Annotated in this window: 14 protein-coding genes; 7 read left to right on the forward strand and 7 right to left on the reverse strand. The window is 67.5% G+C overall.

Going from position 1 to position 16,649, the window contains the following annotated elements:
• Nucleotides 1-48: 48 nt before the first annotated feature.
• The gene (locus tag OEJ36_RS25280; protein ID WP_263403866.1) at nt 49-273 is read left to right on the forward strand and encodes a PA3496 family putative envelope integrity protein; all 225 of its coding nucleotides are present in this window, start codon (nt 49-51) and stop codon (nt 271-273) included.
• On the opposite strand, the gene OEJ36_RS25285 is transcribed toward OEJ36_RS25280, so the two are convergent.
• Nucleotides 215-1,162, reverse strand: coding sequence for a LysR family transcriptional regulator (locus tag OEJ36_RS25285; RefSeq protein WP_263403902.1), 948 nt, complete (start codon nt 1,160-1,162; stop codon nt 215-217). The genes OEJ36_RS25280 and OEJ36_RS25285 overlap by 59 nt on opposite strands.
• Nucleotides 1,163-1,363: 201 nt before the next feature.
• On the opposite strand from OEJ36_RS25285, the gene OEJ36_RS25290 reads away from it, so the two are divergent.
• The 3 genes from OEJ36_RS25290 to OEJ36_RS25300 all read left to right on the forward strand — a co-directional run bounded on the left by OEJ36_RS25290 (nt 1,364) and on the right by OEJ36_RS25300 (nt 5,226).
• A complete protein-coding gene (locus tag OEJ36_RS25290; protein WP_021220968.1) occupies nt 1,364-2,779 on the forward strand; it encodes an acetyl-CoA carboxylase biotin carboxylase subunit in 1,416 nt (471 codons plus the stop codon).
• Between the two features lie 16 nt (nt 2,780-2,795).
• Nucleotides 2,796-4,616 carry a sodium-extruding oxaloacetate decarboxylase subunit alpha gene (oadA, locus tag OEJ36_RS25295; RefSeq protein ID WP_021220967.1) on the forward strand — a complete coding sequence of 607 codons (1,821 nt, stop codon included), beginning with the start codon at nt 2,796-2,798 and terminating at the stop codon, nt 4,614-4,616.
• A 169-nt stretch (nt 4,617-4,785) separates the two neighbouring features.
• Nucleotides 4,786-5,226, forward strand: a complete 441-nt coding sequence (locus OEJ36_RS25300) for a CBS domain-containing protein (protein ID WP_263403867.1) — start codon at nt 4,786-4,788, stop codon at nt 5,224-5,226.
• Nucleotides 5,227-5,393: 167 nt separating this feature from the next.
• Here the strand turns inward: OEJ36_RS25300 and OEJ36_RS25305 are convergent, their stop codons facing one another.
• Both OEJ36_RS25305 and OEJ36_RS25310 read right to left on the reverse strand, forming a co-directional pair.
• Nucleotides 5,394-6,383, reverse strand: coding sequence for an asparaginase (locus tag OEJ36_RS25305; protein ID WP_263403868.1), 990 nt, complete (start codon nt 6,381-6,383; stop codon nt 5,394-5,396).
• Between the two features lie 159 nt (nt 6,384-6,542).
• Nucleotides 6,543-7,991: an alanine/glycine:cation symporter family protein gene (locus OEJ36_RS25310; RefSeq protein WP_263403869.1), complete on the reverse strand. Its 1,449-nt coding sequence runs from the start codon at nt 7,989-7,991 to the stop codon at nt 6,543-6,545.
• A 168-nt stretch (nt 7,992-8,159) separates the two neighbouring features.
• Between OEJ36_RS25310 and OEJ36_RS25315 the strand changes: the two genes are divergently transcribed.
• Nucleotides 8,160-8,978: a helix-turn-helix domain-containing protein gene (locus OEJ36_RS25315; RefSeq protein WP_021220962.1), complete on the forward strand. Its 819-nt coding sequence runs from the start codon at nt 8,160-8,162 to the stop codon at nt 8,976-8,978.
• A gap of 58 nt (nt 8,979-9,036) precedes the next feature.
• The gene (locus OEJ36_RS25320) at nt 9,037-9,753 is read left to right on the forward strand and encodes a hypothetical protein (protein WP_263403870.1); all 717 of its coding nucleotides are present in this window, start codon (nt 9,037-9,039) and stop codon (nt 9,751-9,753) included.
• Between the two features lie 249 nt (nt 9,754-10,002).
• Here OEJ36_RS25320 and OEJ36_RS25325 read toward each other — a convergent pair whose 3' ends face one another.
• The 4 genes from OEJ36_RS25325 to OEJ36_RS25340 form a co-directional block, all read right to left on the reverse strand.
• On the reverse strand, nt 10,003-12,906 hold the full coding sequence (locus OEJ36_RS25325) for an autotransporter outer membrane beta-barrel domain-containing protein (RefSeq protein ID WP_263403871.1): 2,904 nt from the start codon (nt 12,904-12,906) through the stop codon (nt 10,003-10,005).
• 233 nt (nt 12,907-13,139) lie between these two features.
• A complete protein-coding gene (locus tag OEJ36_RS25330; protein WP_263403872.1) occupies nt 13,140-13,823 on the reverse strand; it encodes a GNAT family N-acetyltransferase in 684 nt (227 codons plus the stop codon).
• A 13-nt stretch (nt 13,824-13,836) separates the two neighbouring features.
• Nucleotides 13,837-14,280, reverse strand: coding sequence for a GNAT family N-acetyltransferase (locus OEJ36_RS25335; protein WP_263403873.1), 444 nt, complete (start codon nt 14,278-14,280; stop codon nt 13,837-13,839).
• 21 nt (nt 14,281-14,301) lie between these two features.
• Entirely contained in the window at nt 14,302-14,934 is a 633-nt protein-coding gene (locus OEJ36_RS25340) for an FMN-binding negative transcriptional regulator (protein ID WP_263403874.1), read from the reverse strand.
• 89 nt (nt 14,935-15,023) lie between these two features.
• On the opposite strand from OEJ36_RS25340, the gene OEJ36_RS25345 reads away from it, so the two are divergent.
• Nucleotides 15,024-16,490 carry a PLP-dependent aminotransferase family protein gene (locus OEJ36_RS25345; RefSeq protein ID WP_263403875.1) on the forward strand — a complete coding sequence of 489 codons (1,467 nt, stop codon included), beginning with the start codon at nt 15,024-15,026 and terminating at the stop codon, nt 16,488-16,490.
• Nucleotides 16,491-16,649 lie beyond the last annotated feature (159 nt).

The following is a 16,649-nucleotide window of genomic DNA, read 5'->3' on the forward strand; positions in this document are numbered from 1 at the left end:
CCGCTGGCCGATGCTGGTGCTCCCGCACTTCGTCCTGGGAGACCTGACATGCCTCGACACCATGCACAGCGTTTTGACGAGCCGGCCATCGACAGCAAGACCCGGCGCAAACTCGAAGACCAGCGCCGGATGCAGTTCCGCCGGGCCATCGAGGACCGCGCCGAACAGCGCCGCTTGCTGGCGGAGCTGAACGATTATCCCGACCTGATCGCGATCAACTACCTGTTGTCGTCAACGGCAGAGCGCCGTCGAACCGCTGCGAAAGCGTGCTGATCTGGGCGCGTTCTTCGCGGATAAAGGCCATCAGCGCCTGGGCGACCGGTGACAGCCGCTTGCCCTTGGCGTGGACCACGCACCAGCTGCGGTAGAGCGGCAGCTCTTCCACCGGCAGCTCGCGCAACACGCCGGTGGCCAGCTCCAGGCTGACCGCATGGCGGGGCAGCAGCCCCAGGCCGAGGCCGGCCACCACGCATTCGCGCAGGGCATCCAGGGAGGCGACTTCCTGGGTCTGGGCGAAGTGCGCGCGCTTCTGCTGGAAGTATTCCTCGCAGGCCTTGCGGGTGCCCGAGCCCGCCTCGCGGATCAGCAACGGGAAGGGCTCCAGGTCCTTCAGCGTCAGGCTGCGCGCGTGGCACAGCGGGTGATCCGGTGGCGCCACGGCGATGATCGGGTTGTTGAGGAAGGGCAGGAACTCCAGGGCCATGTCCTGGGGCACCAAGGACATGATCACCAGGTCGTCGCGGTTGTCCGCCAGGCGCTTGATCACCTGGGCGCGGTTGACCACCGACAGGTGCAGGCTGACGTCCGGATGCTGCTGCTTGAAGGCGGCGAACAGGTGCGGCACGAAGTACTTGGCGCTGGATTCCACCGCCAGGTTGAGCTGGCCCTGCAGCGAGCCCTGCAGATCCGAAAGCTGCATGTCGAGGCTGGCCAGGCGCTGGAAGATGTCGCTGCTGGCCACGTACAGCGCCTCGGCGGCGTCGGTCTGGTAGAGCTTCTTGCCCACGTACTCGAACAGCGGCTGGCCCACCAGTTCTTCGAGCTGGCGGATCTGCAGACTGACGGCCGGCTGGGTCAATGCCATTTCCTCCGCCGCTCGGCTGTAGGAGCGGGTCTCGAACACGGCACGGAACACCTGGAGCTGGCGCAGCGTCATGCGCAGCAGGGTCTTGCGCATAGGGTAGGGCCTCGAAAACGTGGGGTCGCGGCGGCGACTATAAGGCTTTCCTAATGGATACCCCAATAATTATTGATTTGGGTTATCCCAGGGCTGGGCGTAGGTTAATCACGCACCGCTACAGCACCGGCGGTCACTCGCCGAACGGCCCGCCGTTCGCCTGCCCACTTGGTCGAGGGAACGCTCGTGATCAAGAAAATCCTCATCGCCAACCGGGGTGAGATCGCCGTCCGAATCGTGCGTGCCTGCGCCGAGATGGGCATCCGCTCGGTGGCCGTCTACTCCGACGCCGACCGCCACGCCCTGCACGTCAAGCGTGCCGACGAGGCCCACAGCATCGGCGAGGACCCGCTGGCCGGTTACCTCAACCCGCGCAAGCTGGTGAACCTGGCCGTGGAAACCGGTTGCGACGCCCTGCACCCCGGCTACGGCTTCCTCTCCGAGAACGCCGAGCTGGCGGACATCTGCGCCGAGCGCGGCATCCGCTTCATCGGCCCGTCGGCGGAAGTGATCCGCCGCATGGGCGACAAGACCGAAGCCCGCCGCAGCATGATCAAGGCCGGCGTACCGGTGACCCCGGGCACCGAAGGCAACGTGGCGGACCTCGAAGAGGCCCTGCGCGAGGGCGAGCGCATCGGCTACCCGGTGATGCTCAAGGCCACCTCCGGCGGTGGCGGTCGTGGCATCCGCCGCTGCAACTCGCGCGCCGAGCTGGAGCAGGCCTACCCGCGGGTCATCTCCGAGGCGACCAAGGCCTTCGGCTCGGCCGAGGTGTTCCTGGAGAAATGCATCGTCAACCCGAAGCACATCGAGGCCCAGGTCCTGGCCGACAGCTTCGGCAACACCGTGCACCTGTTCGAGCGTGATTGCTCGATCCAGCGCCGCAACCAGAAGCTCATCGAGATCGCCCCCAGCCCGCAGCTCACCCCCGAGCAGCGTGCCTACATCGGTGACCTCTCCGTGCGCGCCGCCAAGGCGGTGGGCTACGAGAACGCCGGCACCGTGGAGTTCCTGCTCGCCGAGGGCGAGGTGTACTTCATGGAGATGAACACCCGGGTGCAGGTGGAGCACACCATCACCGAGGAAATCACCGGCATCGACATCGTCCGCGAGCAGATCCGCATCGCCTCGGGCCTGCCGCTTTCGGTGAAGCAGGAGGACATCATCCACCGCGGCTTCGCCCTGCAGTTCCGCATCAACGCCGAGGACCCGAAGAACAACTTCCTGCCCTCGTTCGGCAAGATCACCCGCTACTACGCCCCCGGCGGCCCCGGCGTGCGTACCGACACGGCGATCTACACCGGCTACACCATCCCGCCCTTCTACGACTCCATGTGCCTGAAGCTGATCGTCTGGGCACTGACCTGGGAAGAGGCACTGGACCGCGGCCTGCGCGCGCTGGACGACATGCGCGTGCAAGGGGTCAAGACCACCGCGGCCTACTACCAGGAGATCCTCCGCGATCCCGAATTCCGCAGCGGCCAGTTCAACACCAGCTTCGTCGAAAGCCACCCGGAGCTGACCCAGTATTCGATCAAGCGCAACCCGTCGCACCTGGCCATCGCCATTGCGACCGCCATTGCCGCCCACGCGGGCCTGTAAGGGAAGGATGCAGAACATGAGCAAGACCCTCGAAACCAAGAAGATCAGCGTCACCGACACCATCCTGCGTGACGCGCACCAGTCCCTGCTGGCCACCCGCATGCGCCTGGAAGACATGCTTCCCATCTGCGACAAGCTGGACAAGGTCGGCTACTGGTCGCTGGAAGTCTGGGGCGGCGCCACCTTCGACGCCTGCGTGCGCTTCCTCAAGGAGGACCCGTGGGAGCGCCTGCGCAAGCTCAAGGCCGCGCTGCCCAACACCCGCTTGCAGATGCTCCTGCGTGGACAGAACCTGCTGGGCTACCGCCACTACAGCGACGACGTGGTCAAGGCCTTCGTGGCCAAGGCGGCGGTCAACGGCATCGACGTGTTCCGCATCTTCGACGCCATGAACGACGTGCGTAACCTGCGTGTCTCCATCGAAGCGGTGAAGGCCGCCGGCAAGCACGCCCAGGGCACCATCGCCTACACCACCAGCCCGGTGCACACCATCGATGCCTTCGTGGCCCAGGGCAAGGCCATGGCCGCCATGGGCGTCGACTCCATCGCCATCAAGGACATGGCCGGCCTGCTGACCCCCTACGCCACCGGCGAGCTGGTCAAGGCGCTGAAGGACGCCCTGCCGCTGGACGTGGTGATCCACTCCCACGACACCGCCGGCGTCGCCAGCATGTGCCAGCTCAAGGCCATAGAGAACGGCGCCGACCGCATCGACACCGCCATCTCCAGCATGGCCTGGGGCACCAGCCACCCGGGCACCGAATCCATGGTCGCGGCCCTGCGCAACACGCCCTATGACACCGGCCTGGACCTGGAGCTGATCCAGGAGATCGGCATGTATTTCCACGCCGTGCGCAAGAAGTACCACCAGTTCGAAAGCGAGTTCACCGGCGTCGACACCCGCGTGCAGGTCAACCAGGTGCCGGGCGGGATGATTTCCAACCTCGCCAACCAGCTCAAGGAGCAGGGCGCCCTCAACCGCATGGGCGAGGTGCTGGAAGAGATCCCGCGCGTGCGCGCCGACCTCGGCTTCCCGCCCCTGGTCACCCCGACCTCGCAGATCGTCGGCACCCAGGCGTTCTTCAACGTCCTCGCCGGCGAGCGCTACAAGACCATCACCAACGAGGTGAAGCTCTACCTGCAAGGCCGCTACGGCAAGGCCCCGGGCCAGATCAACGAAGAGCTGCGCCGCCAGGCCATCGGCAACGAAGACGTCATCGACGTGCGCCCGGCCGACCTGCTCAAGCCCGAGCTGGACAAGCTGCGCAAGGAAATCGGCGCCCTGGCCAAGAGCGAGGAAGACGTCCTCACCTTCGCCATGTTCCCCGACATCGGGCGCAAGTTCCTCGAGGAGCGTGAAGCCGGCACCCTCAAGCCCGAGGAGCTGCTGCCCATCCCCAACGGCCAGGGTGCGGCCCCGGTCGGCGGCGAAGGCGTGCCCACCGAGTTCGTGGTCGACGTGCACGGCGAGAGCTACCGCGTGGACATCACCGGCGTCGGCGTGAAGACCGACGGCAAGCGCCACTTCTACCTGTCCATCGACGGCATGCCGGAAGAAGTGGTGTTCGAGCCGCTCAACGACTTCGTCGCCGGCAGCAGCAGCAAGCGCAAGCACGCCAGCGCACCGGGCGACGTCAGCACCACCATGCCGGGCAACATCGTCGACGTACTGGTCAAGGAAGGCGACAGCGTCAAGGCCGGCCAGGCCGTGCTGATCACCGAAGCCATGAAGATGGAGACCGAAGTGCAGGCGCCCATCGCCGGCACCGTCAAGGCCATCCACATCGCCAAGGGCGACCGGGTCAACCCGGGCGAGGTCCTGATCGAGATCGAGTGATCCCGAGCAAGCAGTCCCCTGGGGAGCCCACGGGCTCCCCTTTTTTTGCGCTTTTTCCAGGTCTCGGCCACAAAACTTTCAATGGCCGCCATGCAAATCACCGTTTGGCCGGGCACCGGCCGGCGACGGCATGCTGGGCGCCAATCACGATCACCGAAGGGGTTCACCGATGAAGACCGTTGCCCAGATGCTCCACGCCAAGCCGCTCCAGCAGGTGCACACCGTCGGCGCCGAAGTGCCGATGCTCGATGCCCTGCGCCTGCTGGCCGAACACAATATCGGTGCCTTGCCGGTGGTCGAGGAGGGCCGCCTGGTGGGCATCGTCAGCGAGCGTGATTACGCCCGCCGGGGTGTGCTGCAAGGGCGTTCGTCGGTGGGCACGTCGGTGCGCGAATTCATGACCGAAGCGGTGCTGACGGTGAATGGCCGGCAAAGCATCCGCGAGTGCATGGCGCTGATGACCGACCGCCACCTGCGCCACCTGCCGGTGGTGGAAGACGGCCAACTGGTCGGCCTGCTGTCCATCGGCGACCTGGTCAAGGAAGCCATCGCCGAACAGGACGCGCTGATCCAGCACCTGGAGCAGTACATCCGGGGTGAGGTGACCTGAGCCGGATGTGGACGTCGCTTTTTACGTCCACCGGCGGTGTCGCCCGGAGCTCCGCAATGGTGGACCGGTGAAGCGGGGTCCACCCTACGCAAGTCGGCAACGTTGTGCGGGTGGTGGTTGGGGCCGCTGTGCGGCCCTTGGCGACTGAAGTCGCCCCTACAGGTCCATCACGCTACCCGTTCGCCGCACAGGTCCAGGGCGAACCAGCGTTCGACATCGGCGGGGGCGAGGCCGGCGCCGATGAGGGCGAAGAGCTTGGCCAGGGCGGCTTCGCGGGTCATGCCGCCGGCCGAGACCAGGCCGCTGGCCGCCAGTTGGCTGCCGGCGGCGTAGACGCCGAATTCCACATGCCCGGCCGGGCACTGGCTGATGGCGGCCAGCACCACGCCGCGCTGGTGCGCGGCCTTGAGCACAGCCAGCAGCTCGGCGTTGTCGGAGGGGCCGGTGCCGCTGCCGTAGCACTCCAGCAACAGACCCTGCACGCCGGAATCCAGCAGCGCCTGCACATGGCTCGCCTGCAGGCCGGGGAACAGCGGCAGCACCGCCAGGTTCACCGGTGCGCGACGGGTGTTGAAGCCGAGCAGGGCGGGCAGCACGTCGGCACGTTCGCCGTTGCGTTGGCGTGGCAGCACGGTGAAGGCGTCGAAGGCGTCGCTGCGCAGCTTGCTCACCCGCGCGCCATGCATCAGCTCGCCGTTGAAATACAGGTGCACGCCCGGCTCCACGCCGGTTTGCAGGGCCGCGAGTGCGCCACACAGATTGGGCCAGGCATCGCTGCCTTCGGCGCCCGCCGGGAGCATGGCGCCGGTGAGCACCACCGGCACGCCGAGGCCCAGCAGCAGGAAGCTCAAGGCGGCGGCGCTGTAGGCCAGGGTGTCGGTGCCGTGCAGCAGCAGCACGGCGTCGTGGCCGCCTTCGACCACTGCCTCGACTATGCGGTCGCGCATGGCCAGCCACTGGGCCTGGGTCATGTTGGCGCTGTCCAGCAGCGGCAGCATTTCGTGGAAGGCGAACTGCGGCGCCGGCGCGCCGGTGCTGGCCAGGTGCTCGCGCATGCGCGCCTCGAAGCCACCGGCCGGGGCCAGGCCCTGGGCCGTCTGCAGCATGCCGATGGTGCCGCCGGTATAGAGGACGAAGAGGTTGTTGACTGCGCTCATGCCTTGTCCTGGTTCACTCGGGGAATAAAACGGTGGGCCAGCATAACGCCGAATCTGGCCGCTATCGCGAGCCGATCCCACCAGAAACTGTTGCCTGATACGACGATGCCGCTTCCCCGCAGGGCGGAGAAGCGGCATCCGGTGCAGCGCGGGGAGCGCTTAGCGGTGGCTTTCCGCCAGGCCGGCAGGGGCCTGTTGCGGCGCTGCTTCGACGGCCGGGTTGGCCGGCCAGGCGGCGCGGTCCAGGTCCAGGTCGGCGAACTTGGCGGAGTCGAACACCGGCTGATCGATACCGGCCTTGCGCTGTTCGTCGTAGTCGCGCATCACCCGCAGGCCGACCTTGATCAGCAGGGCCAGGGCGATCAGGTTGACGAAGGCCAGGCAGGTCATGGTGATGTCGGCGAAGGCGAACACGGTGCCCAGGTTCTGCATCGAGCCCCAGCAGATCAGCGCCAGGACCAGGCCGCGGTAGCTCAGCAGGGCCACACGGCTACGGCCGAGGAGGAACTGCAGGGCGTTCTCGCCGAGGTAGTAGTTGTAGAGGATGCAGGTGAAGACGAAGAGGCTCAGTGCCACGCTGACGAAGATGCGGCCCCAGTCACCGACCACGGCGGCCAGCGAGTTCTGGGTCAGGACGATGCCGTCGCCTTCGAAGCCCGGGGTGTAGAAGCCGGAGAGCAGGATCAGCAGCGCGGTGCAGGTGCAGATCACGAAGGTGTCGAGGAACACGCTGAACGCCTGGACCACGCCCTGGGCGGCCGGGTGTTTCACGGCGGCCACGGCGGCGACGTTGGGCGCACTGCCCAGGCCGGCTTCGTTGGCGAACACGCCGCGCTTCACGCCCATCACGATGGCGCTGCCCAGCAGGCCGGCGAAGGCCGGTTCCAGGCCGAAGGCGCTCTTGACGATGGTCACCAGCATGTCCGGGACCAGTTCGATCTGGGTGGCGATCACGTACAGGGTCACGCCGATGTAGGCCAGGGTTTTCACCGGGACCAGCAGGTCGGAGACCGAGGCGATGCGCTTGATGCCGCCAATGAACACCAGGCCCAGCAGCACGGCCAGGCCGATGCCGGTGTACTGCACCGGAAGGCCGAAAGCGTTTTCCAGCGAGTGGGTGACGGTGAAGGACTGCAGGCCGTTGAAGGCGAAGCCATAGGTGACCAGCAGCAGGACCGCGAACACCATCGCCATCCAGCGCAGTTTCAGGCCGTGCTGGATGTAGTAGGACGGGCCGCCGCGGTACAGGCCGTCGCCGTCGGCGCGCTTGTAGACCTGGGCCAGGGTGCACTCGAAGAAGCTGCTGGACATGCCGACCAGGGCGGTCACCCACATCCAGAACACGGCGCCCGGGCCGCCGAGGGTCACGGCGATGCCGACACCGGCGATGTTGCCCGCGCCGACGCGGCCGGCGAGGCTCAGCATCAGGGCCTGGAAGGAGCTCAGCTGGCCAGCCTGGCCACGGATGGATTCCTTGAACACGCCGAACATATGGCCGAAGTGACGGAACTGAACGAAGCGGGAGCGCAGCGTGAAGTAGCTGCCCAAGCCGACGATCAGCACGATGAGCACTTTCCCGGACAGGAAATCGTTGAGCATTTCGAGCATGGAGAATTCCTCGATTCTTATTGTTCGGACGGTGAACGCCGCGAGCGGGTCGTGGCCAAGGCGCGCATGTTTGGCCAAGGGCCATTGGTCAGGCAATTTCGCAGGTTTATTCGAGGTGACGCGAGTTGATGCTATATTCGCGCCGCTCGCATCGGGGGAGTTCAGACCTTGTCGGACAATCTGGGGGAAAACCTCAAGCTGCTCTGCAGCCACTACCGCTCTATCGCGGAGGTTTGCCGCAAGCTGGCGATCAACCGTGCGCAGTTCAACAAGTACCTCAGCGGGCAGAGCCGTCCGACGGCCTACAACCTCAAGCGCATCGGTGATTTCTTCGGTGTCGAGGATTACGAACTGAGCCTGCCGGCCGAACAGTTCGCCCGCCTGATCGGCGCGCGCCGCCCGGAAAGCGGCGCGGTTCCGGCCAGCGACCCGTTGCTGGACCTGCTGCGCCCGCTGCGGGAGGAGTCCGGCAACCTGTCGCGCTACTGCGGCTACTACTTCGAGTACTCCAACTGCATGTCGGTGCCCGGCACCATCTTGCTGTCCCTGGTGCACCTGTGGGAGGAGCGCGGCACCTTCCTCTTCGAGCGCCAGGAACGCCAGGAGCGCTCCAGCAGCACCGACGTGCAGGCCGAGGACTGGGTGCGCTGCCGCTACCTGGGCGCCGCCTTCCAGTTGCAGGACCGGGTGTTCCTGATGGACTACGAGTCGCTCACCGTCAACGAGATGAGCCAGACCATCCTCATCCCCAGCTTCAAGAGCCGTATCACCCGCCTCAACGGCCTGAAGACCGGCGTCTCCAGCGGCGACCGCCGCAACCCCGCCTGCACCCGCGTGGTGTGGGAATACCTGGGCCCGGAGATCAACCGCGTCAGCGCCTACCGCCAGGTGATGCTCTACCGCCCCGACGACCCGCGCATCGACGCCGACATCCGCCAGCGCCTGGATGTCGCGCCGTTGAAGAACGGGCTGTTCGAGATCGAGTGAGCGGCCCGGCCGCGACCCCGACCACGGACTGCAATCTTCTGATCAAGGAATGAACGCCATGCTTCCTGTTCCACCGGCCCGCATTCGACGCGCGCTGCCGACCTCCCTGCTCATGGGCCTGCTGGGCCTTTCCCTGGCTGGTTGCAACGGCCTCAACAACCTCAGCAGCCAGGGCTACCTCTACACCCGCGACAGCCAGCCCCTGCAACTGAGCGACGAGGTGCAACTGCGCCAGGGCCATATGGGGCTGGAGTTCAACCCGAAGCCCATGTGGTCCGCCGACATGCGCCTGCACAACGAGCGCAGCGACTTCAGCGTCAGCGTGCCGTCGGAAGCCTATTCCGGCCGCTCTTTCTTCCTCGCCAGCCGGGAGAGCGGGCTGCGCTACGACATCCGCGCCTACTGGCGTGAGTCCAAGGAAGACCGGGCGGAGCGCGACAGCAGCGAGAGCTGCACGGCGCCGGGGTTCTGCAGCAAGTCGGTGCGCCGCCTCAAATGCGCCGGCAAGACCTACCGCAGCGGCACCGACCGCTATGAAAAGCACCTGGACGATGAAAACTGCCAGGAAGTGCTGGTGACCGAGAGCGGCAACTTCCCCGACTGCCCCGGCACCCGCCCGGTGCGCAACCGCTACCAGACCTACAAGCTGATGGTCAGCCTCGCCTTCACCAACCCCGCCAGCCACCAACCCCCGATCGCCGAGTTCGACGGCGAAAGCCAGCGCAAGGAGCGCCTGCTGGAAACCGTGGCCCTGGGGGCCTGCCGCGCCTATTGAATAGGCCCGCGTGGCCCGACTATCGCTTCGTGCTGGCGCGGGGTAGGTCGTGCCGGTTGTAGGGGCGAATTCATTCGCCCAAGGCCGCGCAGCGGCCCACACCCCGCCGGCATGATGCATCCGGCGAGGGTGGACCCCGCTTCACCGGTCCACCACTGCGGTGCCGACCCTGGCTCCGCTGGTGGATAAAAAGAGCGTTATCCACCCTACACACCGGGACATGTTTCAGCACGCCCCGTACCCGGTGCCTCAGAACCCCATCTGCCACTGGGCGACGATGGCGTGGTTCTGCGCATTGCCACCCAGCTCGCCGCTGTAGCCGAGGCCGATGCTCTGGGTGCTGCTCAGGCCGATGTCGAAGCCGGCATCGAGCAGCAGGCTGTTGCGGTCCAGGGCGCTGCCTTCGACGCTGAAGGCGCTGCCGCCGCTGAGGAAGGACTGGCGGGTGCTGCTGTCGACGTTGCCGTAGACATGGCGCCAGGCCACCGAGAGGCGCGGGGTGAAGGCCATGCCGTTGTCCAGGGTGTCGAGTCGGGCGATGCGCACGCCGAAGGTGCTGGTGAGGTTGCCCTGGTCCTGGTCGTCCACGTGCAGGGCGGCGGCGCCGCCTTTCTCGTCGTAGCTGTCACGGGCGTAGTACTGGTAGCCGATGCCGGCGAAGGGTTCGGTCTGGATGTTTCCGCTGCCCATGGCGTAACCCACCTCGGTGAAGGCCTGGAAGCTTTCGGCGTCGTAGCTGCCGCGCAGGTGGTCGGTGAAGCCGCCGAAGGCCACGTCGCGTTTGCTGTCGCCGTCGTGGCGGCTGTAGGCGGCGCCCAGGCGCAGGGCCACCGGGCCGTCCTGGCGCAGGCCGTAGACGCCCAGGTGCAGGCTGTCGACATCGCCCTCGAAGCCGCTGCCGGCCTCCAGGTCGGTGCGCGAATAACCGCCGAGCACGCCCAGGCGCCAATCGTTGCCCATGGCCCAGTCGGCGCCGACCACGGCGCCACGGGTGTCGCTGTCCAGGTCGTGGCCGCCCTGGCTGCCGTCGAGGTTGCCGTGGCTGCCCAGGGCCTGGACCCAGAGGCGGCCGCGAGCGGACGGGTCGTTGAGGTTGCGGGCATCCGCCGGCACGCCGGTGGCGGCCAGCAGCGGGCCGTCTTCGACGTTCAGCGAACTCTGCAGGTTGCCGCCGAGGCCGCCGCTGAGGGATTGCAGGGCGCCGAGCATGGCGCCGCTGACCTGGCTGGTGCTGCCCAGGGTGCTGCCGGCGAGGCTGGCGTTGTTCGGCGCGGCCAGCTGGTTGAGCGCGTCGCGGGCTTCGCTGGTGCTGCTGGTGACCAGGGCGTTGTACAGCTGCGGGCTGCCCTGGGCGCTGATGCTGTTGGCGACATTGGCGCCGTTGCCGTTGTTGGCCACGTCGGCGAAGGCAACGTCGTTGCGGGTCAGGTCCAGCTCCACGCTGTCGGCTTCGTAGCGCAGGGTCGGGGTGAGGAAGGCGAAGTTGCTGGTGACGCTGGCGAAGCGGCCGCTGACGCCGTCGGCGGCCTGGATCACCTGGTAGTGGCTGGTGTTCGGGTAGGTGCCGGCGCTGGCGCGCACGTCCAGGCGGGCGCCGTCGAGGGCGACGTGCCCGTCGGCTAGCAGCGGGCTGTGGCTGCCATCGGCGGCTACGGCGAAGGCCAGGGTGGAGCCGGCGGCCAGGTTGAGGTTATCCACATGGCCGCCGCCGGCGTAGGTGGCGCCCGAGGCGACGCCCAGGGTGCCGCCGATGCGGCCGAGGTTGATCAATTCGGCGCCGGCCAGTACTTCGCCGCCTTCGCTGAAGTCTTGCGTATCCAGGGTCCAGCGGCCGGCGCTGACCTTCAGCCACTCGAAGTGGGCGCTGTTGCCGAAGCTGCCACCGCCGACGTCGTCCAGGGTCAGCACGTCGCGGCCGGCACCGCCGTCCACCAGGCCGACGAACTGGCTGCCGCTGCGCAGGGTCAGGCTGTCGGCACCGCCGCCCAGGTCCAGGGCCACGCCGCCGGTGCTGCTGATCAGGCCGCCGTTGATCACGGTGTCGTTCTTGTCGCCGATGATGCGCACGGCATCGCCGCCCAGGCCGAGGATCTGCCCGAAGTTCTCCAGGTAGGTGGCATAGGGCGCGCCGCCGGTGGCGCTGTCGTCGATGAGGATGGCGTTGGCCGCGCCGCTGATGCTGGCGCCGGCGCGGTTATAAATGGTGCCGCCGCCCATGGCGATGCCTTCGCTGGTGTTGGCCGAGCCGTCCTTGAAGCCGCCGGCACCGGTGCCTTCGATGATGCCGTGGTTGTCGATCCAGCCCTCGCCGTCGATGTCCACGCCATCGCCGTCACCGTCCGGCACCAGGCCGTTGTAGGCGCCGGTGATGCGCCCGTAGTTGGTGACGCGGCCATTGCCGTCGGAGCCGAAGCCCGAGCCGTTGCGGCCGATGATCACGCCATCGGCGTAGTTGATCAGCTCGGCGCCAACATCGGTGGTGATGCCGTGGCGGCCGCCGGAGATGGTGCCGTGGTTCTCCACCTTGCCGCCGGTGGAGGCGTCGAAGTCGATGCCGTCGAACTTGGCGTCGGCATTGGTCATGTCGCCGCTGCTGATCTCGCCATAGTTGGTGATGGTGGCGTTGTTGCCGACGCGCATGGCGTCTTCGCGTACGCCGCGGATCAGGCCGGTGGCGCGGTTGGTGATGTCGATCTGCACATTGGTCTTGAGGTCCTTGAGCATGATCGCGCGGTCGGTCTGGGAAATGATGGTGCCGGCGTTGTCGATGGTCACGTGGGTGCCGGCCAGGTCGCCGCTGATGCGGATGCCCTGCTTGGAGGCGTCGATGGTGGCGCCTTCGCGGTTGATGATCTGGTAGGTGCGCGAGGCGTTGCTGCCCGAGCTGTCGAGGCCGCGATCGCCGGTGGACTTGATCAGGCCGCTGTTGTCGACGATCACCCCGGCGCCGCTGGTGGCGTTCTTCAGTTCCACGCTCTTGCCGCTGGTGGTGATGCTGCCGCTGCTGCCCACCTGCAGGGTGGTTTCCCCGGTGAGCACCTGGCCGGTGGTGGTGGCGGTGTTCACGGTGACGGTGGCGGCACCGGCGAGGGTGGAGAAACCGGTCAGGGCGAGGGCGACGCAGCGGGCGAGCGGAGACAGCGTGCGGTTCATGGCGGCAACCTTTGTAGTGATTGTGTTGGCTGGCCGCTGTTTATAAGGAAGAAGTCTTACGGTTTCGTAACAGAAGGGTTACCGGAATAAGGGAGCTTTTTCTTGATGGGCTCCCGTTTACGTGGGGGCTGATTCGAATGGGCTGGGCGACGAAGCGAAACCCATGCGGTCATGGGGTACTCCGCAATGATGGGTTTCGTACCTCTACCCATCCTACGAGGCGTGGCTCGCCTTCAGGCTTTCCTGAAATCCTCAAGGCGGCGCTTCTGCTGGCCTTGGCCATCGAAGTTATCCACAGCCAGCCAGCCCTCGAAGGCGTCGCGTACCGCCGGCCATTCGCTGTCGATGATGGAGAACCAGGCGGTGTCGCGGTTACGGCCCTTGGCCACCATGTGCTGGCGGAACAGCCCTTCATAGGTGAAGCCCAGGCGCTCGGCGGCGCGCATGGAGCGGGCGTTGAGGGCGTTGCACTTCCATTCCAGGCGGCGGTAGCCGAGCTCGCTCATGGCCAGGCGCGCCAGCAGGTAGACCGCCTCGGTGGAGGCGGGCGAGCGCTGCATGGGGGCGCCGAAGGCGATGTGGCCGATCTCGATGCAGCCGTCGTTGGGGGCGATGCGCAGGTAGCTGAGCAGGCCCACGGCGCGGCCGCTGGCGCGGTCGATCACGCTGAAGAACTGCGGGTCGATGCTGGCCTGGTTGCCCGCCAGCCAGGCGTCGAAGGCCGCGCGCTCGGCGAAGGGGCCGTAGCCGAGGTAGTCCCACAGGCGCGGGTCGCCATCCGGGCTTTGCAGCGCAGGCCAGAGGTCGTCGCCGTGGCGGCTGGCGTCCACCGGTTCCAGGCGCACGAAGCGGCCGTCGAGGGGCGCACGGGCCGGGGCGGGTACGGGTCGCCAGTCGAGTTGTGTTTCGTCGTTCATGGAAGATTCCTGGTCAGAGCAGCTTGCGGTACTGGAGGAAGCCGGAGCGATCGGCGATGCGGTCATAGAGTTGCATGGCGTCGGTGTTGGTCTCGTGGGTCAGCCAGTGCACCCGCGAGGCGCCGGCGGCACGGGCCTGGGCGTAGACGTGCTCGATCAGCGCGCGGCCGACGCCGGCGCCGCGCAGGCCGTCCTGCACATAGAGGTCCTGCAGGTAGCAGTAATCGCCCACCGTCCAGCAGGAGCGGTGATAGATGAAGTGCACCAGGCCCACGGCGCGGTCGCCCTGCCAGGCGAGGGCGGCGTGCATGGGTTCGGCCGTATCGAGGAAGCGCTGCCAGGTCTGCTCGGTGGTCTCGGCGGCGATCTCGGTCTTGTAGAAACGCTGGTAGCCCTGCCACAGCGGCAGCCAGGCGGCGTGGTCGGCGGCGCTGACCGGGCGGATTTCGAGGGACATGCTGCTTCCTTTCAGGGTGGTTCAGAGAGTGGGGGCCATGCGCTGGGCCAGTTCGCGGTCGCGCCCGTCGGCGCTGCCGGCCAGGCCTTCGCGTACGCCGGCCTGGTCGGCCTGGCTGCGGTTCTGGCCGAGCTTCCATTTACCTTCGATACGGCGGATCGGCAGGGCGAAGCCGACGATGGCGCGGAGCATGGCGTCGATGTAGTCGCGCGGCGCATCGCTCAGCGCCCAGGGCTGTGGGCGCCCGGCTTCGTGCTGGTCGCTGAGGCGGCCGACCAGTTGCAGCAGGCGTTCGGCGTCGTCGAACACCTCGGCCTGGCCGTAGGCGTGCACGGCGATGTAGTTCCAGGTCGGCACCACCTTGCCGTGCTCGGCCTTGGCGGCGTACCAGGCGGGGCTGACGTAGGCGTCCGGACCGTTGAACACCACCAGCGCCTCGGCGCCGTCGGCCAGCGCGCGCCACTGCGGGTTGGCCTTGGCGAAGTGACCATAGAGGGTGCCGTACTCGCCTTCGCCGGCTTCCAGCAGCAGCGGCAGGTGGCTGGCCACCAGCCCGTCGGCGCCCTGGCAGACCAGTGTGGCCAGGCGGCTCTGGTGCATCTGCAGGTGCAGTTCGGCGAGGTCTTCCTGGCGGAAGGAGGCGGGCAGGTACATGGCGAATCTCCTGGCGTGATGGAAACATCCTAGGCAGGATATTGGCCCGTTGTAAGAGCCATTTCCTGCGACTTCCATAGGGCCAATCCATGCCGATTGCCGTGCCACTCCCCGTCGATCTTTCCGGCATCCGCCTCGATGCGCGCCAGGGCCTGGCCCGCCAGCTCTACGAGGGGCTGCGCGAACGCATTCTCGATGGCCGCCTGCAAAGCGGCACGCGGCTGCCGGCGAGCCGGGACCTGGCGGCCTTGCTGGGCATCTCGCGCAATACCGTGACCCGCGCCTTCGACCAGCTCTACGCCGAGGGTTACGTGGAGGGCCGCATCGGCGATGGCACCTATGTGGCGGAGTTATCCACAACCTCGAGGCCGGCGCCCGCCGTGCAGGCCAGGGCTGCGACGAGCGAGGCGCTGCAGCGTCTGCAGGCCCATCACCTGAGCCGGCCGCTGATCGGGCCACCCCGTGCCTTCCGCGTGGGCGTGCCAGCCTTCGACCTGTTCCCCTTCGAGACCTGGGCGCGGCTTTCGGCGCGCTTCTGGCGCAAACCCTCGCCCGCGCGCCTGGGCTATGGCGACCCGGCCGGCGACTGGCAGCTGCGCGAGCTGATCGCCGCCTACCTGCGCAACAGCCGGGGGCTGCACTGCGACCCGGCGCAGGTGATCGTCACCTGTGGCGCCCAGCAGGCCATCAGCCTCTGTGCACAACTGCTGGTGGAGCCGGGGGACCGGGTGGCCATCGAGAACCCCGGCTACCGCGCCGCCGGCCATGCCTTCTCCGTGGCCGGTGCGCAGCTCGCCGGCATCCCGGTGGACGCGGATGGGCTGGATACCGCCGCCCTGGAGCGGGCCGGGGATTGCCGCCTTACCTATGTCACGCCGTCCCACCAGTACCCCACCGGGGTGACCCTGAGCCTGGCGCGGCGCCTGGAGCTGCTGGACTGGGCCGAGCGCCACGACGGCTGGATAGTCGAGGACGACTACGACGGCGAGTACCGCTACAGCGGCACGCCCCTGGCCCCTCTGGCGGCGCTGGACCGGCAGGGCCGGGTGCTTTACGTCGGCACCTTCTGCAAGATCGCCTTCCCGGCCTTGCGCCTGGGCTACCTGGTGCTGCCGCCGGCCCTGGTGGAACCCTTCGCTCTCCGCCGCGCCCTGGACATGCGCCATTCGGAGATCGGCACCCAGGCGGTGATGGCCGAGTTCATCGCCGCCGGGCACTTCCAGCGGCACATCCGGCGCATGCGCACCGCCGCCCGCAGCCGACGCGATGCGTTGCTGGCCGGCTGGCCTGTGGATATCCCCGGCTGCGCGCCGATGCCGGCGGTGGAGGCCGGGCTGCACCTGTGCGTGCGGGTCGATAGCCTGGCCCGCGAGCGCGAGCTGATCGCGGCGGCCGAAGGAGCCGGCGTGGAGTTGAACGGCCTTAGCAGCTATTGGCTGCCGGGGGAGGAGCCGCCTGTGGATAACCGCGCCGGCCTGGTGCTGGGCTTCGCCGCGGTGCCCGAGGCGGAGATCGCCAAGGCCCTGGCGGCATTGCGCAAGGCGTGGAGGTTGTAGGGGCGAATTCATTCGCCCAGGGCCACCCGCACGGTTCTCCCGGCAGATGGAGGGGGACCCTTGTGGGAGCGGCTTCAGCCGCGAATGGCTTGCAACCCGCTGGATAGCTCCAGGTGGCTGGGGCCCCATCGCGAATGAATTCCCACGGGGTGAGCAGAG

The sequence above is a fragment of the Pseudomonas sp. PDM13 genome (genome assembly GCF_025685765.1).
In the GTDB taxonomy this organism is placed as follows: domain Bacteria; phylum Pseudomonadota; class Gammaproteobacteria; order Pseudomonadales; family Pseudomonadaceae; genus Metapseudomonas; species Metapseudomonas solani.

What these genes read in the sequence shown, in the direction of transcription:
- OEJ36_RS25335 (WP_263403873.1), bottom strand. Translation starts at nt 14,280, where the DNA reads ATGTCCCTCGAAATCCGCCCGGTCAGCGCCGCCGACCACGCCGCCTGG.
- OEJ36_RS25320 (WP_263403870.1), top strand. Translation starts at nt 9,037, where the DNA reads ATGCTTCCTGTTCCACCGGCCCGCATTCGACGCGCGCTGCCGACCTCC.
- OEJ36_RS25280 (WP_263403866.1), top strand. Translation starts at nt 49, where the DNA reads ATGCCTCGACACCATGCACAGCGTTTTGACGAGCCGGCCATCGACAGC.
- OEJ36_RS25345 (WP_263403875.1), top strand. Translation starts at nt 15,024, where the DNA reads ATGCCGATTGCCGTGCCACTCCCCGTCGATCTTTCCGGCATCCGCCTC.
- OEJ36_RS25300 (WP_263403867.1), top strand. Translation starts at nt 4,786, where the DNA reads ATGAAGACCGTTGCCCAGATGCTCCACGCCAAGCCGCTCCAGCAGGTG.
- OEJ36_RS25330 (WP_263403872.1), bottom strand. Translation starts at nt 13,823, where the DNA reads ATGAACGACGAAACACAACTCGACTGGCGACCCGTACCCGCCCCGGCC.
- OEJ36_RS25340 (WP_263403874.1), bottom strand. Translation starts at nt 14,934, where the DNA reads ATGTACCTGCCCGCCTCCTTCCGCCAGGAAGACCTCGCCGAACTGCAC.
- OEJ36_RS25305 (WP_263403868.1), bottom strand. Translation starts at nt 6,383, where the DNA reads ATGAGCGCAGTCAACAACCTCTTCGTCCTCTATACCGGCGGCACCATC.
- OEJ36_RS25310 (WP_263403869.1), bottom strand. Translation starts at nt 7,991, where the DNA reads ATGCTCGAAATGCTCAACGATTTCCTGTCCGGGAAAGTGCTCATCGTG.
- OEJ36_RS25325 (WP_263403871.1), bottom strand. Translation starts at nt 12,906, where the DNA reads ATGAACCGCACGCTGTCTCCGCTCGCCCGCTGCGTCGCCCTCGCCCTG.
- oadA (WP_021220967.1), top strand. Translation starts at nt 2,796, where the DNA reads ATGAGCAAGACCCTCGAAACCAAGAAGATCAGCGTCACCGACACCATC.